Raw genomic sequence first — 22,581 nt, 5'->3', positions numbered from 1 at the left:
CTAACGACGCATAAATTCTGGGCTACCCAAGACTAATGCGGCTTTGAGTTCTGGGGGACTAGTAGCGATCGCACTTTGGGTTTTGGGTGAAAGAGAGTTACCCAAGGTGTTGATTAACTGAGTCGCATCTAGAGGTTGAATGCGGTTGATGCTTTTATTTTTGGGTGGATTATTGACTTTTCCTAGCAGTGGTACGCGTCCACCACCTAATGCAGTTGCAAAGCTGAGGCGACGGTTCATCGCTTCGGGATTCAACCAGACATCTTCTGTATTTTTGAATCCATCAGGAGTCCGACAACCATACAAAGGCATTTCTAATTGTTCCAGGTTGCGGGAAAGGGGTAGGGTATTTGTTACCTCCAGCCCTGTAGCCCTGACTGCTGAGACAGTATATTGCAACGGTGTTTTAAATTTGGCGTTGAAATATTTTTTATCCCAGAATTCTGGACTTTGGAACAAAGTTTCTAAAACAGCGCGAATGTTGCCATCGGTTTTGAGAAAGCGTTGTGTGAGACGATTAACTAAAGATGTCGGTGGGCGATCGCTGACAAAATACTGAGCCAACTGGTAACTAATATGATGAGCCGTCGCTGGACTCCGTGCCAAAATATCTAAAGCTGCTTCTCCTTCAGCTTCGCCACTGGCTTTAATCGTATGTCCTAAAAAAACCTTATCACCCGGATCATGAAACTTGGGTTCAAAATAAAATAGCGATTTGCCATTTGTCTGTTGATTAGGACGCGCTATTCCCCAACCAGTAAAAATTCTCGCTAAAGCAATCACATCTTGTTGGGTATAGCCACCATCTGCACCTAGAGTATGCAGTTCCATCAATTCCCGCGCGTAGTTTTCGTTCACCTTGGGAGTAACACCACGATGACCACTACCTTTATTTAGCCAATTGTCTAAATAAAATAGCATTGCTGGATGATGGGCTGTTGCACCTAATAAATCACGAAATCGCCCGAAAACATAAGGTCTGATTGCTTCTTGTTCGTATGCACTCGTCCAAAGGCGAGCATTTCCTTTACCTCCATAGACATTGAAGTGGTTATACCAAAAGTCCACCATCACTTCTTGCAGTTGGCGGTTACTGCTAGTAGCTCGTAATAACCTGGCTTTGACTGCTTCTTGGATAATTTTGTCTTTTCTCTGTGGCTGGTATCTGTTTTCGGGTGTATTTGGTTGTGGCGAATTCTTAAGATATTCTCTAACTTCGACTGTATTTAAGCGGAGTGTTTCTAGCTGTGACAGCTGGCGGGTGAGGCTGGGCGGTTCGGATATGGAATTGGGTGAAAGTTGTTGTTTAATATAGCCCTCTACACCTAAAGACTGGACTTTTTGAATGTCTCCTGGTTTAGCCCCAAAACTCAGACGATTAATTAAGTGTAATATTTTGGGGTCAACAGGCTTAGTAGCTGCATAGATGGGGTTACTTCCTACCAACAAGATGAACAGCAACAATACCAAATATCTCGGTTTTACTGTCATAACTTGAGTTATCCTTTCTCGGTTGGCGAACACATCGTTATTTGACTGGCGAACGAGAAAAAAAGTTCAAAATCTCCTCAGTAATTTCCTGAATATAATTTAGCAACCTTTGCTAAATCTACATTACCACCACTGATAATTACACCAACCTTTGCATTTGGTACTGACACTACACCGCTAAGTAATGCTGCTGCGGCTAATGCACCAGTGGGTTCAACGACAATTTTTAGCCGTTCCCACAGGAAAAACATACTGTTAATAATGGCAGTTTCCGATACTGTCACCATATCATCAACGTAATTTAGTACTAGAGGAAAGGTTAATTTACCCAGGCTGGGAGTCCGCACACCATCAGCAATTGTTGGCGGGTTAGTGACGGTTTGCAGAGTTTTGCTATGAAAGGAACGAGTTGCATCATCTGCAAGTTCTGGTTCGACACCAATAACTTTACACGTAGGTAACATTGCTTTGGTGGCGATCGCACATCCTGATATTAATCCGCCACCGCCACAACAAACTAATAAATAGTCTAGTTGACCGATTTCTTGAATCAGTTCTAAGGCTGTGGTTCCTTGTCCGGCGATCACGTGGGGATGATCGTATGGGGGAATCAAGGTAAGATGGCGATCGCTGGCTAGGGTTTTGGCTAGTGCTTCTCGGTCTGTTTCTTGGCGATTGTATAAAATCACTTCTGCGCCATAACTGCGGGTGGCTTGTTGCTTCACTTCTGGGGCATCGTCAGGCATCACAATGGTTGTAGGAATATGCAGTAACTTTCCCGCGAGGGCGATCGCTTGGGCATGATTCCCAGAAGAAAATGTAATTACGCCTTGTTGCTTTTGAATTTGGGATAACTGTACTAAGGCATTGTATGCACCCCGAAATTTAAATGCGCCTGTGCGTTGAAAGTTTTCGCATTTAAAAAATACTTCGCTATGGGTGCGATCGTTGACAATTCTGGAAGTTAGTACTGGTGTAAGATGAGCAATTCCTGTAAGCCGCGCTTGTGCTGCTTTTACATCGTCTACAGTAACGGAGTGATGCTGTGACATGAGCAAAATAAAATTGAGTAGTCTGGCTGGTGGGTAATAGAACAACACAGGATTTAACGTAGCATCACTTCATCTACCGTGAAGCAGACAGATAAATGCTTCTTAAGGAACAAGGAAATCTGGCAGTTTAGCTGAATAAATGTAAATAAGCGTAAAGCGGTTGGTACTCAAATATTAACGATTTTTTAATAAAATCGTAATTATTATGCACACATCATTTACTGACAATCAATACAGCAAACTTACCAAAAAAAATCGGATAACTGTCATGATTGCCGTTTTTGAAGCTATGGAAGAGTGCCGACTTGCAGCTATAGCAGCTGAATTCCCTGGTGAGTGTGGGTTAGAAATGCTCAAGGGTTGTTTGGAAGACGAAGCCCAAGCTTGGTCAGACCAACAATTTCAAACTTGGTTTGAGGGTCTGGAAGTCAAATATGGGCAACGTAGCCCGCTAGGGATTTCTATGATTAGCTTGTATAGGAGTGTGATGAGAATCATCCACAATTGCGATCGCCAATTGAAAATCGAGCAAACTTATCAATAGATTTACACAAATCTCTGTGTAAATTCAGCTATTAAATCTACCCTTCCTTTACGTAACATTGCTGGGTCTAATCTTTCGGTGGTGTTGCAAGTCATCAACACAACTAATCGCTGTTTCATCTGAATCCCAGATTCATCAATGACGCTTTGGTATAAAGTGCCATCCAACAAACTCAAAATATGTTCGGTTTTATTATTAGATTGAGCTATTTCCGAAGCACGATTTTGGGCTAAGTTGTCAGCTTCGTTAATAATAATACAAATCCTTTCTAAGTAAGTTGGCGGGACAAAATTAGTGATCGCATCATGATCCAAAATAAAGATCACAAACCCTAAAGGCATAAGAATCTCTTTAGCTACGGCTTGTGTCCAGGCGGTTTTACCTGTCCCTGGTTCGCCATGTACTACAACTGCTAACTGATTTTGATTGAGAACCGCTTGCTGTAATGTGTCAGTAAAGCTTTGAATCTCTGCGGGAAAGGTGCGAATGGGAAATTGACTGTGAACCTTACCCACACGACTTTGATAGCCACTTAACATCACCGCTAAATCGTAGGTAGCTTTGTTAACTAATGGTGCTAAATCTTTAGCCATTAAAGTATATTGTCGCCTACCGCGATCGTAAGGTTCAATTTGCAGCCAAATGTCATACATTGACCAATACGCATTCACAGTATTGACAACATCTAAACGTTCCCAATTGATAAATTTCTCCACAGGAAAATAAAAATCTCTCTCGGAGTAATACTGGGTAATTACATTAGGTCTACCTAAAATTTGTAAGACCCGTAAAACAGTAATTTCTTGTAGACGGTTCAAAACATAATCAATGGGTATGCTGTTGCGACTGACAAATTGTAATATCGGTGTTTCTGTACTCAAAACTTCTTTATAACGATGGTCTGGCGATTGGGGGTCGGGTGTAATATAATTCCAAAACCTCTCTAATTCATAGCGGGTGTTTTCAGAGGCTACGCCTAATAAGTTTGCCCACCAAGTAAAATTATTTCTCCCTAAAACTTCACTAAATGTACTGGCTAAATTAAAGCTTTTTTGGGCAAATTCCTTGGTATCATTTTGTGCAAGTTGCCATAAAAATTCCCAATCTAAATCTCGTTGTAATGGTCGCCACCCACTAGTCAATAAATTTTGCTGTTTATTATTATTGGATGTGCTTTCATTGCCACTAAAATAATCAAATCCCATATTTTTACTTACTTGCGTAAAAATGTTTGCTCAACTATAGCAATCTTCTTTGATTTCTCAACTACTTATGGAGAGATACATATAAAATCGCGGTGTTGACGATTCATTGAGGACTGCTATATCTATCAAGGTTAATAAAGGTTACTTTACTTAATTTTTTTTCATCAAAGTGTTACAAAATTTGAGTTGGGGCGAAATTTCCAGAGATTTTAACTACATGCTACAAGTATAGTCTGGTTTTTCTAGCAAGCTGGTAATTAATCAATAACTTTATGTTACATTGTAATACAAGCAAAAGTCAAGCTATGTTCAGTTTCTCGTTTCAGGTTGGAGTGTTAACTATATTATGGACAGAGTAAACCAAAGCCACAGACAGGCTAAATTTTGCTTGTATTTAGAGGTTAGGATCAGAATATATTGAAGTTAACAATTCTTTATATAAAAGAGGTATGGAAAATGAACAAATTTTTGGCTTCGGGAATGAGTAAATTCTGGCGTGTCGTACTAGGCATAATGATTATTACTGTAGTGAGTATAACTAGTAATTCTGCATCGGCGATCGCTGCGAGTAGTTGGGACAATGAAACTGAATCTTATTCCGGTAAGCAGGAAATGATAGTTTATCGTAGCCCTAGCTGTAGCTGCTGTGGAGATTGGTTAGACCATGTAAAAAAACATGGTTTTAAAATTAAACAAGATGTCAAAACTGACGAGATGGAGGCAATTAAACAAAAATATAATTTACCTTCAGAGTTAGCATCTTGTCACACCGCAATTATTGACGGTTATGTGATGGAAGGTCATGTTCCTGCTGATGACATCAAGCGGTTACTAAAGCAAAAGTCCCAACTTGCAGGTTTAGCGGTTCCCGCAATGCCTGTAGGCACACCAGGAATGGAAATAGGAAATACAAAAGAGCCTTTTTCTGTGATTGCATTTAATAAAAAAGGCGAATTGCAAGTATTTAACCGCTATGAGTCTTATTAATTAATTTGGTATTGCTGAATATCGAATCTTAAAAAGTACAGAAATATCTAAATATGCAAAGACTGAGAGTTCCAATCCTAAAGACAGGTGTTATTGAGGGAGAACTAATCCCACTTGAAGCACTTTTTGAGATGAAACGGCAGGTAGATGAAGCATATCTGCCGCTAACTAAAGAGCATGATATACAAAATCCTCCAGTTGGAAGGATTATATCTGCTGAGATAGTTCAACTTGAGGACGGGAACTACCTCTTACAAGGTGAGGCTGAAGTTTTTGATGGGTCGGATGATTTCTCAAATGTAAATACGGAAAAGAAAATTACAATTTACGCTAGAAATATAGAAGCTTTCGAGGTATCGTATGACTCAGTACGTAATACTGAAGCCGAGAACCTGCGTCATGAGCTTGATTTAATAGCATCTCATTCATCTGAGAGTAGAAAGTACTCTGTTGAACCACAAAGTGTTTTGGTTATCGCCTTTGGGATTTTTGCCGTTTCCAATATTGTTGGAGGCTTCTTTAAAAAGATGGGTTCAGACATTTATGATGTCCTCAAACAGTCATTGAAAAAATATTTCTCCAGAGAGTATAAAGATGATAGCCAAGAAGAATTGCTTCAATTACAGTACTTCGTTAAGTCAGATGTGGGTAAAGATATAGAAGTAAATGTTGTAATCACTAATCCTTCTCAGGAAGACATTGATCAGTCGTTTACTACTCTTCCTGAAACACTTGAAAACCTGCTTACAAAATTACCTCTGGATGAAAATAGTGTATGCAGAATAGTACTTAGTTATAAGCTTTCTAATCTCAAAGCCCTCTATCTCTTGAGGTCAGACGGTGTACCTATATCAGTTCAAATTTCTGAGCATTAAGTTTTGTGTTCCCTAGCATTAGCCTGTAATCAATGCTATCGACATGATTTGACTATCCCTGATGTCTGTTTAAGGGTAGCAATACCTTGCTTTTTCAGCCTCAAGGAATTCTATCTTATGCTTTTTTGCTTATACTTAAGGAAAAACTAGCTTACCAAGAGATGCTAAAGTGCAAGAATCTAACGGAAAACCTCTTGTTTTTCTAGATACGAATGTTGTGGCTTCTTATCTACGTGGTGAGCCACCTAGTTCACATCTATTCTCCAGCGAGATACTTGAGAAAGTTCATCTTGCCATCAACCCTATAGTACTTCAAGAGCTTTTTTTCCTCGCAGAAACTCGCAAACATCCTGAAGTACTTAATGAGATTCAACAAGAGGTTAGGCTGTTACCCTTAAATTTTCAAAAGGCTGAAGAGTATCTTAAACAAGCTGCAAATCTTCGCAACCGAATAGCTCATTCAAATGATGTTTTAATTCTAAGTAGTGCATCAGACTGCGATTACCTTGTAACCTACGATCAGGCACTAAAAAAGACACTTAGCTCTTTGTCAAATAGCAAGCCAGAAGTTGTTACACCTGAACAACTAATATCTCAACTTACAAGCAAGGTTTGAAGGTATATCAAGAGTGAATGTCTACATTGATACGGGTGTTTTCATAGATTACCTTAGCCCACAAGCAATCGCTGGTTCCAGTTTACGATCTATAGCTCGTCGGGGTAGAAATCGCCAGAAGTTATTTGAAGATGCAGAAAATGTTCTTAAAATGGTGGCCTCCTCCCATACAGGAGCCACATCAAGCTTAACTTACTACGAAGTTGAGGAAGCTTTGTTTAAGCAACTTACATCAGTTGCAACAGGTATGGCAAACGCCAGTACGATTCGAGTTCTTGCAGCTCGCTCTATTGTCCCGCAGACTATTACAGCAGTACGTTTTTTTAGCATTAATGTGCTTGATCTAACTGCTGCAACTGTAGAAGCACAGTTAGATAATGTAGAACTCTACGTTAGAGGTATACGAGCTGCTGACTCGCTTCATGTTGCAAGTGCAATTAACTTTAACGCAGAAGTTTTGATTTCTGTGGATGAAGACATACTTAAACTTGATGGTGTGATTACAAATAAAAGTGGAGTCCCTATTAAATTCTGTGATACAGATGTTGCACTAACAATACTCTAAATTATTGGAATTTAACACCTTTACATTGTTCCTACTTGCCGATCGCGTATTCTTTCTGGGCTACCTGTAGGAATGGACGCAATTAACTTTTGTGTATATGCTTGCTTTGGTTCGCGGTAGATGCTTTCGGCTGTACCTTGTTCGACAATTTGACCGCGATTCATAACTAAAATGCGATCGCTCATAAATTTCACTACACTCAAATCATGGGAAATAAAGATGTAAGTGAGTTGAAATTCATCTTGTAATTCTTTCAACAAATTCAATACTTGCGCTTGAACTGATACATCTAGCGCCGAAACTGATTCATCACAAATAATGAATCTCGGATTTAAAGCTAAAGAACGGGCTATACAAATCCGTTGACGTTGACCACCAGAAAACTGATGGGGATAACGATTCATTGCATCTGGACTCAAACCCACCCGTTCTAAAAGTTCCGCCACTCTGTCGCGCCGTTGTTTAACTGTCTTACCCACAGCGTGAATTAACAACGGTTCCATAATTGCGTCGCCAACTTTGATTCGGGGATCAAGGGCGCTAAACGGGTTTTGAAAGACAATTTGCATTTCCCTGCGGAGTTTCTGCAATGCTTCACCCTTCAACTTGGTGATATTCTGCCCATCAAAAATAATTTCACCACTTATCGGTTCAATTAATCGCAATAAAGTCCGACCGAGAGTAGTTTTACCGCAACCAGATTCACCCACTAAACCTAAAGTTTCCCCTGGCTTAACATCAAAGGAAACGTCATTAACTGCTATGTTATAGCGTTTTGTCCCACCAAATACTCCCCGCACCGGGAAACCTACTTTCAGATTACGAATTTGCAATAAAGCTGGCTTTTCTTCCAGATTTGCCAATCGCGTGCTGATTTCTTCTGGAGAGATTTCTGATGGTTGTGGCGGTTCTTTCGCCTGAATTAATAAATCTCCGTTGGCTGTTTCCTCCACACTCATATAATCTGCCACCGTTAGTAGTTTGTGGGGACGATGGTTGAGTGTGGGGCGACAAGCGACTAATCCTTTAGTATATGGATGTTGCGGATGACTAAAAATATCTGCTGCGGCACCATACTCAACAATTTTACCCTTATACATCACCCCAACTTTATCGGCAATTTCCGAGATTAATCCCAAGTCGTGGGTGATAAAAATCAACGCCATCTCGCGGGTTTGTTGCAATTCGCGCAACAAATCAATAATTGTAGCTTGCACCGTCACATCTAAGGCTGTGGTTGGTTCATCTGCAATTAACAGCAATGGGTTACAAGAAATGGCCATTGCAATCATCACCCGTTGCAACTGTCCGCCGGAAAGTTGGTGCGGGTAACGTTCTAAGATGGCTTCTTTGTGCTGTTTTACCAACTGTGCCAGTTTGTAATCATCTGGTGTGGGTGAATGGGGGTTAGTTTGCGGCCAAGTTTCGAGATATTGTTGTTTGATGAGTTCATCACTAGGCAGAAGTTTAACTTCTTGCAAACCTGCGATCGCAATTTGCCTAGCTTCAGTGATCGAAACATTTTGATGGCGCATAATCGCTTCCGTTAGCTGAAACCCAATCGTATAAACTGGATTCAGCGAACTCATCGGTTCTTGGAAAATCATCGCCAAGTCGCCGCCACGGTGTAGCTGCATTTGTTCTGGCGGTAACTCAACTAAATTAATTGGCTTGGCTTCTGGCTGCTGACGAAACCAAATTTCTCCACCACTCACTCTACCGGGAGTTTGTAACAACCCCATAACAGCCAGTGAAGTAACAGATTTCCCACTTCCCGATTCTCCTACAATTCCTAGAGTTTCACCCCGATGTAGTTCAAAAGAAATTCCATCTACAGCTTTGAGACTGTTGTCATCACCGGAAAATTCAACTTGGAGATTGCGAACCTCTAGGACTGTTTCTCTCATAGGAGTTGCGTATGGATTTCACAGAAAATTATTTGGATTTTAGCAGTTGTTTAGATACTATGCTGGCAATCTGAAGTTTTTGCTCATTTTAGCTTGATGTCACAAATAACCCGTCAGGCTTAATATAAATACGCGTTCCCCGTATTCATAGATTTGTGACTTACGCCGCAGTAAAAAAAATTAAGGGTGTAAGTGAGTAAAACCCTTACACCCATTCTCAAAGACGATATTTTTACTAAGTCCCGTTTAAAACGGAATATCATCAGGATCAGGTTCTTCTGTCGCTGGCGTATAGGTGCGCTCAAAATTGCTGGGTTGATATGCTGGTTCAGGGTTTTTAACAGGCGGCGCAACGCCAACATTACTCGTAGCGGGTGTGGCGGTTGAGCGTGACGGTTCATAACTAGAAACATCCGCTTGGGGATACGCTGGGGGAGCCGTTGTCGCTGAAGGTGCTGGTTGCGAGTAACTGTCTGGGACTGATGAAGTGTAAAAACCTGTGCCTACAGGATGAATGCGTTGAATTGTAAGTTCGGCACGTTTTTCTTTAAAACCTTCGTTCCGGCGCTCGAATGTTACCATACCTAAGCGCCCTTCAATAATGACGCGATCGCCTTGATGATAATTTTGCTGCACATCTGTAGCTAAATTTCCCCAACTCACCACTTTCAAGGTTGCTGGCGGATCTTCTGGTCTTTGGGAATTGGCAAACTGTACTAGCATTTCTGTAACTGCTAGATTATCTGCTGTGTAGCGTAATTGTGGCTCTTGAATAATATCTGCCATTAAAACGCAGCTGTTCATTGCATCCTCCTAATCTAATAATTCGTAATTATGAATTCATGTATAGACTGTTTATTGTGCGTTATTTCTAGCATAAAAGCCAAGCGATGGAGTTGCCCAGTAATCGTAAAACTACTAGCTACCTTCGCCTGACTGGAACGAGCATTTAATTCTGCATGAGTAGTATAAGTGTACCATTAAACCTAGAAAAAATACTATAGTCAAGTACCTGATATGGTGTGCAGTGAAAAAATGAACACCAAGGCTGTAAATTAAGTGTTTAATCTGTATTTCCCAGTTAAGTAGTTTTCCGTAAGAAAATTACCTTATGCTAAAGCAGAAAAGACAAAAAACATTGATGAAAAATCTTGTGCGCTGCCTTGGGTTGCTCAAAGCCTTAGCTTTAGCTTTGTTGGTATTAGCATCTGTGATAACTCCGAGTGTTCTGGCTAACCAGAGCAAAACACCCACAACTTTGGATAGCACAACAACACTCCAAAGCATAATTGCTAACAGTCATCGTTCCCTAGCCAATCGGGAACGAGACAAGTATCGTCACCCAGCAGAAACTCTGGAATTTTTTGGTTTACTTCCCAACATGACCGTAGTTGAATTATGGCCGGGGAATGGTTGGTATACCGAGATATTAGCCCCATTTCTGGCAGACAAAGGACAACTCATAGTTACTAACTTCGCGCCGAACGACAGTAAACAACCCTCGGTGATTTTCCAACAGAAGTTAGCCTTGGCTTTTCAACAAAAGCTAGAAGCTAATCCAGAAGTTTTTGGTAAGGTAAAAGTTGCCCAGGTTCATCCCCCAAAAGAACTAACTTTAGCCCCAGATAACTCTGTAGATATGGTTGTGACTTTCCGCAATATTCATAACTGGGAAAGTGCTGGCTATGCTGATCAGGTTTATGCAGTGGCTTACAAAGCACTCAAGCCAGGGGGGATTTTGGGAGTGGAAGAACACCGCGCCAAGCCGGGTACTTCTTTAGAAGAAAGTATTAAAACGGGCTATATGTCTGAAGATGGTGTAATTGCGGCTGTGGAGAAAGCTGGCTTCAAATTGGTGAGCAAATCAGAAATTAATGCCAATCCTCAAGATACCAAAGACTATCCTTCTGGCGTTTGGACGTTACCTCCAACCTTGAGACAAGGCCAAAAGGATAGGGAACGTTTCTTGGCTATTGGCGAGAGCGATCGCATGACCTTGAAGTTTATTAAGCCCAAAACTGCCGTAAAGATGAGAACTTCTGACTCCAACTAGTACAACAAAGTCAATCCTGAATCATGCGTGAGAAAATGCAGAATTAATAGACGTAGTTTTAAATACGCATAATAATTTAATTTTGAAGCTAACAATTATATACATTGCATAATATAACGCGATGTGCAACTTATTCTTGAAACCCCTCTCCAAACCTCTCCCCGAACCGGAGAGAGGCTTTGAATCTTGCTCCCCTTCCCTCGTAGGGAAGGGGTTGGGGGTTAGGTTTGAGAGAAAGTTGCACACGGCGTTAATATAGCAATCATATTTGATTGCCATAATCAATTAATGGTGAATCAGATTCCACCATTAATTGTAATTACGAATTATCTTGACATAGCTTGTTCTGGTGATGTAACTGCTTCACTAGCTGGAAAGTTGGCAGAAATTGCTTTGGTAATCCAGTAAGTTAGGATGTGAGAAAGCACTCCCATCGGCCCAGCAAACAAACAAAGAATTAGAGAATGATTTGTCCAAACTCCGGTTTTCTGACCTTCCCAATAGATAAATCTGCCAACAAATAAATCCATAGGACTTACGCATTGACACAGTAGTAATATAATGCTGGCTTGAGATTGGTGTCGTCTACTCACAGGTATCGGAAAATTAGAGAAATCAGCAAACCCTCAACAGCACAATGTAATCTGGAACATTACACTCTATTTCTGCTATCAGAGCCAAAGCATGGGGGATGCAGCCGATTAGCAGAGATATTGGAAGATGTTTCAGATGATAGTGTAAATCGCTTTTTACTCAGAGAGAGATACACTCCCTATGATTTGTACAATAGGGTAAAGAGCATAATTAATTTGGTAGGAGGGATTTTAAGTGTTGACGATACGGTCATAGAGAAGCTTTACAGTGACCCAAAACATGCAGAATTAATAGGTTATTTTTGGTCAGGTAAATATCATAAAAGCATCAAGGGATTGAATTTAATCACACTATATTACAGTGATATTTATGAGAATTCAGTTCCAATTAATTACAGAATATATGACAAAAGGGAAGGTAAAACCAAGAACGACTATTTCCGCGAAATGGTAATTGAGGTAATAGCATGGGGTTTAAAACCAAGAGTCGTAACTGGGGATAGTTGGTACTCAGGAGTGGAGAACTTGAAATTTCTAAGAAACCAGAAATTGGGTTTTCTATTCGGGGTTGAGAAAAATAGAACTGTCTCGAATCAAGTAGGTAAATACAGCCAGATAAGCACTCTAGAGATTCCAGATGAAGGTTTAATCACTCATCTAAAAGAATTTGGATTTATTAAGTTGTTTAGGAAAGTCTTTAAAAAAGAAGACTCTAGACACTATATTTTATATTTACCTGATGAGCATAGGCTCCAACAAATATCGAGGAGTGAATTTATCACAATTCATGATACCCATTGGAAAATTGAAACATTTCATCGGGCAATCAAACAGGTCTGTGGAATCTGTCGATTTATGGTTAGAGATAGCCAAGCAATCAAGACTCACATATTTTGCTCACTTCAAGCATTTGTCAGATTGGAGCTAATGCGCTCTGAAAAAACAATTACCAATTGGTATGAAGTCCAAAGGAATTTATTTACAGAAGTCTTGCGCGAGTATATTTTGAACAACATCACTAGTGCAGGCATTTATTAAAGCCCGTAATTGATGCTTTTTGTCAATGCGTAAGTCCTAATCCATTACTAAAAAATGAATCCAACCTGTTGCGGCGGCTGTTTCATCGGCAAAAAATCGCGCAATATCAGCTAGTTGGGGATTGGATAAAGCCTGGGCATTTTCTGGAGTAATGCTGGTAATGAATAAATACAAATATGCTCCAGCTAAGGGCAAAAATGGAATGTATGATTCCATAATTCGTCGTGTGACTTTCCAGTTGGGGAGGAGAATAATCAACGCCCAAAAGGGTAAAACGAATAAATTGGCAATATCAAATAATTGCGAGATTGTCATACAAGGTATAGCAGGTTATAGGTTACAAAATTAGGTTTGCTCATCTACCGATGTCTTAACAACCTTGGTTTACTATCAATAGCAAAAGTAGAATAACCTACAAAGCTACAAGTTGGGATTCTATTTCTGTGGAGTTCAAATCACGACCAATAAACACTAAGCGGGTTTGTCTGGCTTCTGTTGTTTGCCAAGGACGGTCATAAAATTTGTCAAAGCGGTTTCCTACACCTTGCATAACTAGGCGCATGGGTTTATTAGGAACGGCGACAAAGCCTTTAATGCGGTAGATTTCTTGTTGGTTGACTAAATTTTGCAACTGTTGTTGGAGTTTTTCTGGGTCGAAGGTGCGGTCTAAAATGACATGGGTTGAGGTGATTTCGTCGTCGTGGTCGTGGTCTTCTTCGCTGTCGTGATGGCTGGGACGACTATCTAAATTATCTTCGACGGCGGCTTGCAATCCTAATAATACAGATGGATCGATTTGACCGCGATCGCTCTCTACCATTTTTACCACTCTGGGCAATTCTTGTTTGACTAATTCTTCAACTTGGGTTTTAGTAGCTGCATCTACCAAATCGGTTTTACTTAAAACTACCAAGTCTGCACAGGCGAGTTGGTCTTCAAATAATTCCTGCAAGGGTGTCTCATGTTCTAAGCTATCATCTGCTTGGCGTTGGGCGGCGATCGCTTCTAAATCACTGGCAAATGTGCCGGCGGCGACAGCTGCACAGTCTACCACGGTAATTACTGCATCTACAGTTGCAGCATTGCGAATTTCTTGCCACCGGAAGGCTTTAACTAGGGGTTTAGGCAAAGCTAACCCAGATGTTTCAATTACAATGCAGTCAATGCTGTCGCGCCGTTTAATCAACTCTTGCATTGTGGGATAAAATTCTTCTTGCACAGTGCAGCACAAACAGCCGTTGGTTAACTCAAAAATATTATTCTCGTTCTCTTCATCTTCAGGGCAAATTTGACAAGACTTCAATAATTCGCCATCAATCCCCAATTCGCCAAATTCGTTAACTAAAACGGCAATACGACGACCTTGGTTATTTTGTAACAAATGACGAATTAGGCTGGTTTTACCACTACCTAAGAAGCCTGTAATGACGGTGACTGGAATTTTTGTAGCCATTTTAAGAAGTATGAAGTGTGAAGTATGAAGTATATAGTGTTTCTTGTTCCAGTGGTCTTGTTGAGGTGAGAGATTAGAGTTTCCCCAAACTGTTTACTGCAATAATTTTATAAGCTAATCGTCATTTAAGTTGCACCATGTTCATGGTAATAAAAGCTGCAAACCCTCTCCCCTGCTCCCTGCTCCCTGCTCCCCTGCGGCCTCAATGTGCAAATTAAATGCTTAACAGCTTACTTCACCCTTGATACTTAAGTGGGGCAACTTCCTTGCGATCGCCTTACTCTTAAGTAAGATGACCCCAGGGAAATTGCCCCTAGAAGTAACTAAAAATTAGTTTACAAAAATTTACTCGGCTGTAGCTAGTTCGGTGCTGCCACGAGCGCGACGACGGGTGAGGCTGTTGTATAACATCATCCCGATCGCTTTGATTAAGTTGCCTTCTAATTCTTGGAACATTTTCATGTTGGTACCAAAGGCAGCGTTAGCTTCCTCAACGATGCGATCGCCTGTAGCATCATCAATGGGTAGTTCGTCTAATGTTTGACGATAATTGGCTTTAAATGCCTTTTCATCAGGAATGTCGGCAAATTCATAGAAGGCTGTTCCTTGACCTTCACTCAAATTCATCGCTGTTACAGCAATGTTCTTGAGAATTTGTCCCCCGGATAAATCACCTAAATAACGGGTGTAAGAATGAGCAATTAATAATTCTGGTTCTGTCGCAGAAATTTCGCGGATGCGTTGCACATAAGCTTCACCCGCTGGCGATAGTTTGATTTGCTCACGCCAGTTAGTACCATAATAAAAGCTGAGGTCTTGCTCTAGGGTACGCTTGCGGTGCAGTTGGGGGAAATTAATTTGGGAAACAATAGGGTGCTGGCGGTGCTTTTCCATCTCCTCTTCCATTGCCGAGTAGACGAAGTAAAAGTTAGCCACTAGCTTACGGTAGGAAGTCTTCTCTACAACTCCTTTTAAAAAGCACTTGACAAAACCTACATTTTCTGCCATCGTGTGGGCTTTTTTCGTGCCGACACGCAATTTGCTGGCTAAATTGCTGCTCATACTAAAATTTCTCACCTTTAAAAGGATATACCGAGGTTCCGATTTACGAACGGCTAAGAAAGGTCATTAAAAAGTTACATTAGAACTATTTGATGAGAATTTATATTAAAATTTTTTAAGCAATCAGAGTGTTTACTTTTGTAAATCTGTATTGGACTCCGAGAAACTAACTAATTCACTCATCGCCAAGGGTAAAATTTATGGCGGAGATGATGATTAGTAGAGTTTCTGTATAAAAACTTTACAAACATCAGAAAAATTTTAGACATATTCACTTAATTCAGTCTATTGGTAATAGATTCTTTAAAAGAAAAACGAGTATATATTACAGATAAAAGTGCTGAGTCAAAAGACTTGCAGTTTATCAAAGCTACTTGAATTGTTTGAATTAAAGAGTAAAGTAATATTTTCTGGCGTTATGGTGTGGGGTGTTTAATATTATGGTTTCATCAATAACTAGAACTCAAAGCAATATTCGCGGTCTTTCTGTCACAGAATCTCATAGTTGTGAAATAGGACTGGAAGAGAATTTGGCATTTAGTTTGATATCACTACCAGCAACTCCTTTGTTTGGGACAGATGGGATTCGTGGGAAAGTAGGAGAATTACTAAATGCGCCTTTAGCTTTACAAATAGGTTTTTGGACGGGTGTAGTTTTACGGAACTATGCAGGTGAAACACGTCCAGTAATTCTGGGGCAAGATTCGCGTAATTCTAGCGATATGTTGGCAATGGCTTTGAGTGCTGGGTTAACAGCTGCCGGGATTGAAGTATGGTATTTAGGTTTATGTCCTACTCCTTGCGTTGCTTATCTTACCAGTATGAGTGATGCGATCGGCGGCGTGATGATTTCTGCCAGTCACAACCCACCAGAAGACAACGGGATTAAAGTTTTTGGTGCCGATGGCGCGAAGTTACCACAAGCATTACAGGCAGAAATTGAAGCCGGATTACGCGGTAAGTTAGCAGTTGCAGGTGGGATGAGTTGCGGTAGACATTATTCTCGTCCGCAGTTAGTGAGTGAATATAGCCAAGCATTGAAACAACCCTTGCAGAATGCTGGAAATTTGCAAGGGATGAAAATAGTTTTAGATTTAGCTTGGGGTGCAGCCGTTGGGTTAGCACCCCAAGTATTGATGGAAATGGGTGCAGAAGTCATCTGTTTACATAACGCTGCTGATGGCGATCGCATTAACGTTGAGTGCGGTTCTACCCACCTCGATATTCTGCAAGCCGCAGTTAAAGAACATCACGCTGACATAGGCTTTGCCTTTGATGGCGATGCCGATCGCGTTTTAGCAGTCGATAATACTGGTAGACAAATAAATGGCGACTATATCCTTTACCTCTGGGGTCGCCAGCTGCAACAACAGCAACAACTACCAGATAACCTGATAGTTTCCACCGTCATGGCTAACTTAGGGTTTGAACGTGCTTGGCAACAACAAGGTGGTAAATTGATTCGCACCGCCGTTGGTGATCAATATGTGCAAGCCGAAATGCTGCGAACGGGGGGAATGCTAGGTGGCGAACAATCTGGACATATTTTGTGTAGACATTATGGCTTTACAGGTGATGGCCTATTAACAGCGTTGCATATCGCCAACTTAGTCAAACAATCTGGTGTTTCTTTAAGCGAATTAGTAGACCAAAGCTTCCAGACTTATCCCCAATTATTAAAGAATGTCAGAGTTGTAGATCGCGATCGCCGTTTGAGTTGGCAAGATTGTCAACCTGTTCAAGATGCGATCGCTCTAGCCGAAGCCGCAATGGGTGATAGTGGTAGAATTTTAGTCCGCGCCTCCGGTACAGAACCAGTAATTAGAGTCATGGTTGAAGCCGCTGATGCCGAACTTACCCAACATTGGACAAATGAATTAGTCGCCAAAGTTCAACAACACTTGGCGTAAGCAATTCTGAGTTAAGAAAACAGGACTTACGCACAGAGATTGTCTGTGGAGATTGAGTTTAGGGGTGAAAGGGTGTGTGTGGGGTGTAACGGTTTTAGATACATACACCCCCTGCTCTCCTACGGTCAAAATTGCAAATTAGGTGATAAATAGCTTAGGTGTTGAAGTCCTATTCATTCCTCTGCAAACTGCGAATTTTAACCAACACCGGGATATACTGTTGAATCATCCACATTAACGCCTCAAGAGATGAGTTGCCTTGGTCAATGCGGACTTTAGCTTGTAAGCCAATTAAGAATAGTTGCATTGCCAACAATAAAGCAATAGTTTTACCGATAATATCTTGACCCTTGCGTTGCATGAGTTTGTACCCCAAAGATTTGATAGATACAGGTTCGCTTTGGGGTCGTGTCCTTAAGCAAACACCCCAAACTCACCGAAAATGCTATAAAATCAGGATTCAATAGATTTGGGGTAGTATTTTTAACTTGGGGTAGCCCCAAACTTTCTGGTTAACTTGACGGTTGCAATGCCAAAAACAACTTACGGCCCAGCAATTCAAAAGCGAGTCAAGCGTCTGTTAGCGGCGTTGCTTTGTTTTGCGGCTGGGGAAATTGAAGAAGTTAACTTGAAAATTGAGTACGACTGGAAAGAAGAAGACAGCGTTAACCCTAAACTGACGATAAAAACAACTCTGGTAACTTTGGAGTTGCTGACACAAAAAGACGAACATCCCGGTAAGTTAACTAAAACGCAAATTCGAGAAGCACTGAACTTACTCAAAGATTTTGTCAAAATTCTGGAAGATAACCGTATTCAAACCAAGGGTTCCGATGATTGGCACTTTACTTTAAAGCTATGGTCGAGGGATAGAGAAAAGAACCTCAAACAATTTGATGAAGTATGGGAAAGCAACAGACCAAATAAATCGAAATTAGCAAACTCCTCTCCAAACCTCTCCGCCTTAGATGTTCCCCCTTCCCTTGTAGGGAAGGGGGCTAGGGGGTTAGGTCAAATACAGATATTTCAAGCGCCACCTTTACCAACTCACTTTGTAGAACGCCCAGAATACAGCGATGATTTAAAAACTCGCCTCCTCACAAGTAATCAAACTTTAGTCATTACTGCAATTCACGGTTTGGGTTCGGTAGGCAAATCTACCTTAGCCGCAGCTTTAACTTATGATGCAGAAATTCAAACGCGGTTTTGTGATGGCATATTATGGGCAACACTCGGTCAACAACCTGATGTCTTATCTTTGCTGAGTGGTTGGGTGCAAGCGTTAGGAGACTATAGTTTTAAACCTACCAGTGTAGAAGCAACTGTCTCGCAATTGCGGACTTTGCTGTATGACAAAGCGGTGTTGTTAGTGGTAGATGATGCTTGGAATACACAAGATGCCCAAGCTTTTAATGTTGGTGGGGCGCGTTGTCAGGTATTAGTAACCACCCGTGAAGGGGCAATTGCTGATGCTTTAGCCGCCAGCATCTACAACCTGGATATCATGACAGATACTCAGGCAATGGAACTGCTAACAAAGAAATTAAGGCGGGAAATTACAGGTCAAGAGCGTTTATCAGCCGCAAATTTAGCTAAAGGCGTTGGTTATTTACCCCTAGCATTGGAACTCGCAGCCGCCGAAGTTGCCAGTGGTACAACTTGGGATGAATTATTGGCAGATATTAGGCAAGAGATAGCCAGATTAAGAAGTTTTGACCGACCAGAAGCAGAAGAAATCACCGATGAGGCGAGTTTAAAACGCCTGAGTTTAACAGCATCATTAAATTTAAGTGTCCGGCGAATGCCAAGGGAAAAGCAGCAGCATTTTGCTTGGTTGGGAGTGTTACCGGAAGATGTCAACATTAATAAGATGATGGCTGCGACGCTGTGGGGGATGGATGAGCGTGATGCTGCCAAGACATTGCAATATTTCCGCAATAAAGCATTGCTGTTAACAGGAGTACCCCTTGCTGATGGTACGCCTACCTATCGGTTACATGACTTATTCCATGATTTAGCCTGTAATTTGTTAACTGCACCGTTATTAGAAAACCCCTCTCCAAACCTCTCCCCTGCAAGGAGAGAGGCTTTAAATATTCCCCCCTTCCCTACTAGGGAAGGGGGGCTAGGGGGGTTAGGTTTCAAGCTTGCTGATGCTCACGCTGCTTTGTTAGAGAAATATTGGCAAAAAACCCAAGATAATTTATGGCATACCTTACCCAATGATGCTTACATTCATCAGCATTTGGTTTGGCATTTAGCAAAAGCTGGACAAATAGAACAGATTCACCAGTTATTGCGTGAAGAGTCGGTAACTGGCAATAATGGCTGGTATGAAGTGCGGGAGAAGTTAGGACAAACGGGCGGTTACATCACAGATATTTCTCGCGCTTGGGAATTAGCGGAAGCGAATTGGACTGAATCAATTTTGCCTCAAGTTGCAGGTTTGCAGTGTCGCTATGCTTTGATTACAGCTTCTTTGAATAGCTTGGCTGCTAATTTACCAGTAGAGTTGCTGGTGGCGTTAGTCAAAAACAACTTCTGGACTGCTGAACAAGGACTAGCTTATGCGCTACAAAAACCAAAACCAGAGGATAAAGTCAAAGCCCTGGCAGCGTTAGTCAACTATTTACCGCCTAATTTAGAAAAACTAGCACTATCAGAAGCGCTTTCCGCCGCTCGGTCTATTCAGAATGAGGAGTATCTCGCCCGAGTCCTGAGAGTATTAGCTGACAAACTGCCAGAGTTGTTACCAGAAGCCCTGTCCGCCGCTCGCTCGATTCAGTCTGAGAGTTATCGCGCCTCTGCCCTGAGTGCCTTAGCTGACAAACTGCCAGAGTTGTTACCAGAAGCCCTGTCTGCCGCTCGCTCGATTCGGGATGAAAGTTCTCGCGCCTCTGCCCTGAGTGCCTTAGCTGGCAAACTGCCAGAGTTGTTACCAGAAGCCCTGTCCGCCGCTCGCTCGATTCAGAATGAGAGGTACCGCGCCAATGCCCTGAGAGCCTTAGCTGACCAACTGCCACCAGAGTTGTTACAAGAAGCCCTATCTGCCGCTTGCTCGATTCAGGATGAGGAGTATCGCGCCGATGCCCTGAGAGCCTTAGCTGACCAACTGCCACCAGAGTTGTTACCAGAAGCCCTATCTGCCGCTTGCTCGATTCAGGATGAAAGGTATTGCGCCTCTGCCCTGAGCGCCTTAGCTAACAAACTGCCACTAGAATTGTTACCCGAAGCACTGTCCACCGCTCAGACAATTCAGAATGAGAGGTACCGCGCCGATGCCCTGAGAGCCTTAGTCGACCAACTGCCAGAGTTGTTACCAGAAGCCCTGTCCGCCGCTCGCTCGATTCAGAATGAGAGGTACCGCGCCAATGCCCTGAGAGCCTTAGCTGACCAACTGCCAGAGTTGTTACCAGAAGCCCTATCTGCCGCTTGCTCGATTCAGGATGAGGAGTATCGCGCCGATGCCCTGAGAGCCTTAGCTGACCAACTGCCACCAGAGTTGTTACCAGAAGCCCTGTCCGCCGCTCGCTCGATTCAGGATGAGGAGTATCGCGCCGATGCCCTGAGAGCCTTAGCTGACCAACTGCCACCAGAGTTGTTACCAGAAGCCCTGTCCGCCGCTCGCTCGATTCAGGATGAGTATGTTCGCGCCGATGCCTTGAGTGCCTTAGCCAACAAACTACCACCAGAGTTGTTACCAGAAGCCCTGTCCGCCGCTCGCTCGATTCAGGATGAGTATGTTCGCGCCGATGCCTTGAGTGCCTTAGCCAACAAACTACCACCAGAGTTGTTACCAGAAGCCCTGTCCGCCGCTCGCTCGATTCAGTCTGAGAGTTATCGCGCCTCTGCCCTGAGTGCCTTAACTGACAAACAACCAGAAAAGTTGCTAAAAAAACTTGCTGCTGCTCGCTCGATTCAGGATGAGTATGTTCGCGCCTCTGCCCTGAGTGCCTTAGCTGACAAACTGCCACCTGAGTTGTTAGCAGAAGCCCTGTCCGCCGCTCGGTCAATTCAGTCTAAGTATTATCGTGTCTCTATACTGAGTGCTTTCGCCAACAAACTGCCAGAGTTGTTACCAGAGGCACTGTACGCCGCTCGGTCGCTTCAGGATGAGAGGGATCGGGCCTCGGCCTTGAGAGCCTTAGCCGACAACCTGCCTGAGTTTTTATCAGAAGCCCTGTACACCGCTTGGTCGCTTGAGAATGAGTATGTTCGCGCCTATGCCCTAAGAGCTTTAGCCGATAAACTGCCACTTGAGTTGTTACCAGCAGCCCTGTACGCCGCTTGGTCGATTCAGGATGATGAGTATCGCGCCGATTTCTTGATAGCCTTAGCCGATAAACTGCCACCTGAGTTTTTACCAGAGGCGCTGTCCGCCGCTCAGTCAATTCAGTCTGAGAGTTATCGCGCCTCTGCCCTGAGTACCTTAGCCGACAAACTACTACCTGAGTTGTTACCAGAAGCCCTGTCTGCCGCTCGCTCGATTCGGGATGAAAGTTCTCGCGCCAATGCCCTAAGAGCCTTAGCTGACAAACTGCCACCAGAGTTGTTACCAGAAGCCCTGTCTGCCGCTCGCTCGATTCGGGATGAAAGTTCTCGCGCCAATGCCCTAAGAGCCTTAGCTGACAAACTGCCAGAGTTGTTACCAGAAGCCCTGTCCGCCGCTCGCTCGATTCAGTCTAAGTATTCTCTTGCCTATGCCCTGAGTGCCTTAGCTGACAAACTGCCAGAGTTGTTACCAGAAGCCCTGTCCGCCGCTCGGTCGATTCAGGATAAAGAAAATCGCGCCGAAGCCCTGAGAGCCTTAGCGTCTAGTCTGTCACAAATGCCATCTGCTGAACTTTTCCCTCTTTGGCAAAAGACAATTCATTACTTATCTCTCCGCACTCGCCCTGACTTAATATCTGATATTCGATCGCTGTTTCCAGTTATCTTTGCATTAGGTGGTGAAGCAGCAACGGCAGAACTCGCCCGTGCAATTATAGATGTGGCGCGGTGGTGGCGGTGAGGTGTCAGTTATCAGTTATCAGTTTGTTACTTTAATTTCTTTGGGGTCGAGTGGTGGTTGATCTCTAGTAGTCATAAAATCATCAGAGAAGTTATCTAAACTCTCATTTAATAATGGCTGGCATTTGTCTTTTACGGGGTGTTTGCTGCACATTTACACCATCATACTGATTTTAACAGTTATATTTTATTGTTTACTGATGTGCGATCGCCCAGCCCA

At 42.5% G+C, this 22,581-nt stretch carries 17 protein-coding genes and 2 pseudogenes; 9 read left to right on the top strand and 10 right to left on the bottom strand.

Annotated features, from left to right (window positions below; all coding sequences use genetic code 11):
• Both AC504W_RS20325 and AC504W_RS20320 read right to left on the bottom strand, forming a co-directional pair.
• A complete protein-coding gene (locus AC504W_RS20325; RefSeq protein WP_494874029.1) occupies positions 1-1,491 on the bottom strand; it encodes a DUF1800 domain-containing protein in 1,491 nt (496 codons plus the stop codon).
• Between the two features lie 77 nt (positions 1,492-1,568).
• A complete protein-coding gene (locus tag AC504W_RS20320) occupies positions 1,569-2,543 on the bottom strand; it encodes a threo-3-hydroxy-L-aspartate ammonia-lyase (protein ID WP_494874028.1) in 975 nt (324 codons plus the stop codon).
• A gap of 205 nt (positions 2,544-2,748) precedes the next feature.
• Between AC504W_RS20320 and AC504W_RS20315 the strand changes: the two genes are divergently transcribed.
• On the top strand, positions 2,749-3,087 hold the full coding sequence (locus tag AC504W_RS20315; protein WP_494874027.1) for a hypothetical protein: 339 nt from the start codon (positions 2,749-2,751) through the stop codon (positions 3,085-3,087).
• Between the two features lie 2 nt (positions 3,088-3,089).
• Here AC504W_RS20315 and AC504W_RS20310 read toward each other — a convergent pair whose 3' ends face one another.
• Positions 3,090-4,292, bottom strand: coding sequence for an AAA family ATPase (locus AC504W_RS20310; RefSeq protein WP_103126786.1), 1,203 nt, complete (start codon positions 4,290-4,292; stop codon positions 3,090-3,092).
• Between the two features lie 456 nt (positions 4,293-4,748).
• Here AC504W_RS20310 and AC504W_RS20305 point away from each other — a divergent pair, with 456 nt between their 5' ends.
• The 4 genes from AC504W_RS20305 to AC504W_RS20290 all read left to right on the top strand — a co-directional run bounded on the left by AC504W_RS20305 (position 4,749) and on the right by AC504W_RS20290 (position 7,335).
• On the top strand, positions 4,749-5,279 hold the full coding sequence (locus AC504W_RS20305; protein WP_494874026.1) for a DUF411 domain-containing protein: 531 nt from the start codon (positions 4,749-4,751) through the stop codon (positions 5,277-5,279).
• 53 nt (positions 5,280-5,332) lie between these two features.
• Positions 5,333-6,154, top strand: a complete 822-nt coding sequence (locus AC504W_RS20300; protein WP_494874025.1) for a hypothetical protein — start codon at positions 5,333-5,335, stop codon at positions 6,152-6,154.
• Between the two features lie 169 nt (positions 6,155-6,323).
• A complete protein-coding gene (locus AC504W_RS20295) occupies positions 6,324-6,770 on the top strand; it encodes a type II toxin-antitoxin system VapC family toxin (protein WP_494874024.1) in 447 nt (148 codons plus the stop codon).
• Between the two features lie 13 nt (positions 6,771-6,783).
• On the top strand, positions 6,784-7,335 hold the full coding sequence (locus AC504W_RS20290; protein WP_494874023.1) for a type II toxin-antitoxin system VapC family toxin: 552 nt from the start codon (positions 6,784-6,786) through the stop codon (positions 7,333-7,335).
• Between the two features lie 20 nt (positions 7,336-7,355).
• On the opposite strand, the gene AC504W_RS20285 is transcribed toward AC504W_RS20290, so the two are convergent.
• Entirely contained in the window at positions 7,356-9,242 is a 1,887-nt protein-coding gene (locus AC504W_RS20285; protein ID WP_494874022.1) for an ABC transporter ATP-binding protein, read from the bottom strand.
• Positions 9,243-9,488: 246 nt separating this feature from the next.
• Positions 9,489-10,046: a single-stranded DNA-binding protein gene (locus tag AC504W_RS20280; protein WP_494874021.1), complete on the bottom strand. Its 558-nt coding sequence runs from the start codon at positions 10,044-10,046 to the stop codon at positions 9,489-9,491.
• Between the two features lie 307 nt (positions 10,047-10,353).
• Here AC504W_RS20280 and AC504W_RS20275 point away from each other — a divergent pair, with 307 nt between their 5' ends.
• A complete protein-coding gene (locus tag AC504W_RS20275) occupies positions 10,354-11,295 on the top strand; it encodes a class I SAM-dependent methyltransferase (protein WP_494879394.1) in 942 nt (313 codons plus the stop codon).
• 326 nt (positions 11,296-11,621) lie between these two features.
• Here the strand turns inward: AC504W_RS20275 and AC504W_RS20270 are convergent.
• Positions 11,622-11,825 (bottom strand): annotated as a pseudogene (locus AC504W_RS20270) (abscisic acid-deficient protein Aba4 family protein); the annotation flags it as partial.
• A gap of 75 nt (positions 11,826-11,900) precedes the next feature.
• Here AC504W_RS20270 and AC504W_RS20265 point away from each other — a divergent pair.
• Positions 11,901-12,926 carry an IS701 family transposase gene (locus tag AC504W_RS20265; protein ID WP_494878555.1) on the top strand — a complete coding sequence of 342 codons (1,026 nt, stop codon included), beginning with the start codon at positions 11,901-11,903 and terminating at the stop codon, positions 12,924-12,926.
• 39 nt (positions 12,927-12,965) lie between these two features.
• On the opposite strand, the pseudogene AC504W_RS20260 reads toward AC504W_RS20265, so the two are convergent.
• From AC504W_RS20260 to AC504W_RS20250, 3 genes and pseudogenes are all read right to left on the bottom strand, one after another.
• Positions 12,966-13,241, bottom strand: a pseudogene (locus AC504W_RS20260) (ABA4-like family protein); the annotation flags it as partial.
• A 97-nt stretch (positions 13,242-13,338) separates the two neighbouring features.
• Positions 13,339-14,379: a cobalamin biosynthesis protein CobW gene (gene cobW / locus AC504W_RS20255; RefSeq protein WP_494874019.1), complete on the bottom strand. Its 1,041-nt coding sequence runs from the start codon at positions 14,377-14,379 to the stop codon at positions 13,339-13,341.
• A 345-nt stretch (positions 14,380-14,724) separates the two neighbouring features.
• On the bottom strand, positions 14,725-15,441 hold the full coding sequence (locus AC504W_RS20250; RefSeq protein ID WP_494874018.1) for a biliverdin-producing heme oxygenase: 717 nt from the start codon (positions 15,439-15,441) through the stop codon (positions 14,725-14,727).
• Positions 15,442-15,881: 440 nt separating this feature from the next.
• On the opposite strand from AC504W_RS20250, the gene glmM reads away from it, so the two are divergent.
• Complete coding sequence (glmM, locus tag AC504W_RS20245) at positions 15,882-17,351, top strand: phosphoglucosamine mutase (protein ID WP_494874016.1); 1,470 nt, start codon at positions 15,882-15,884, stop codon at positions 17,349-17,351.
• A 169-nt stretch (positions 17,352-17,520) separates the two neighbouring features.
• Here glmM and AC504W_RS20240 read toward each other — a convergent pair whose 3' ends face one another.
• Positions 17,521-17,712: a hypothetical protein gene (locus AC504W_RS20240; protein ID WP_494874014.1), complete on the bottom strand. Its 192-nt coding sequence runs from the start codon at positions 17,710-17,712 to the stop codon at positions 17,521-17,523.
• Between the two features lie 168 nt (positions 17,713-17,880).
• Here AC504W_RS20240 and AC504W_RS20235 point away from each other — a divergent pair, with 168 nt between their 5' ends.
• Positions 17,881-22,362, top strand: coding sequence for an NB-ARC domain-containing protein (locus tag AC504W_RS20235; protein WP_494874013.1), 4,482 nt, complete (start codon positions 17,881-17,883; stop codon positions 22,360-22,362).
• The last annotated feature ends 219 nt before the right edge of the window (positions 22,363-22,581 follow it).

The sequence above is a fragment of the Nostoc sp. C96 genome, from assembly GCF_059384975.1.
The sequence above is the reverse complement of the archived record's forward strand: the minus strand, read 5'-3'. Positions and strand labels throughout refer to the sequence as shown.

Excerpts from the sequence above, each read along its gene's own strand:
- AC504W_RS20325 (WP_494874029.1), bottom strand. The coding sequence starts at position 1,491 with ATGACAGTAAAACCGAGATATTTGGTATTGTTGCTGTTCATCTTGTTG.
- AC504W_RS20240 (WP_494874014.1), bottom strand. The coding sequence starts at position 17,712 with ATGCAACGCAAGGGTCAAGATATTATCGGTAAAACTATTGCTTTATTG.
- AC504W_RS20235 (WP_494874013.1), top strand. The coding sequence starts at position 17,881 with ATGCCAAAAACAACTTACGGCCCAGCAATTCAAAAGCGAGTCAAGCGT.
- cobW (WP_494874019.1), bottom strand. The coding sequence starts at position 14,379 with ATGGCTACAAAAATTCCAGTCACCGTCATTACAGGCTTCTTAGGTAGT.
- AC504W_RS20285 (WP_494874022.1), bottom strand. The coding sequence starts at position 9,242 with ATGAGAGAAACAGTCCTAGAGGTTCGCAATCTCCAAGTTGAATTTTCC.
- AC504W_RS20310 (WP_103126786.1), bottom strand. The coding sequence starts at position 4,292 with ATGGGATTTGATTATTTTAGTGGCAATGAAAGCACATCCAATAATAAT.
- AC504W_RS20320 (WP_494874028.1), bottom strand. The coding sequence starts at position 2,543 with ATGTCACAGCATCACTCCGTTACTGTAGACGATGTAAAAGCAGCACAA.
- AC504W_RS20305 (WP_494874026.1), top strand. The coding sequence starts at position 4,749 with ATGAACAAATTTTTGGCTTCGGGAATGAGTAAATTCTGGCGTGTCGTA.
- AC504W_RS20250 (WP_494874018.1), bottom strand. The coding sequence starts at position 15,441 with ATGAGCAGCAATTTAGCCAGCAAATTGCGTGTCGGCACGAAAAAAGCC.
- AC504W_RS20275 (WP_494879394.1), top strand. The coding sequence starts at position 10,354 with ATGCTAAAGCAGAAAAGACAAAAAACATTGATGAAAAATCTTGTGCGC.
- AC504W_RS20315 (WP_494874027.1), top strand. The coding sequence starts at position 2,749 with ATGCACACATCATTTACTGACAATCAATACAGCAAACTTACCAAAAAA.
- glmM (WP_494874016.1), top strand. The coding sequence starts at position 15,882 with ATGGTTTCATCAATAACTAGAACTCAAAGCAATATTCGCGGTCTTTCT.
- AC504W_RS20300 (WP_494874025.1), top strand. The coding sequence starts at position 5,333 with ATGCAAAGACTGAGAGTTCCAATCCTAAAGACAGGTGTTATTGAGGGA.
- AC504W_RS20280 (WP_494874021.1), bottom strand. The coding sequence starts at position 10,046 with ATGAACAGCTGCGTTTTAATGGCAGATATTATTCAAGAGCCACAATTA.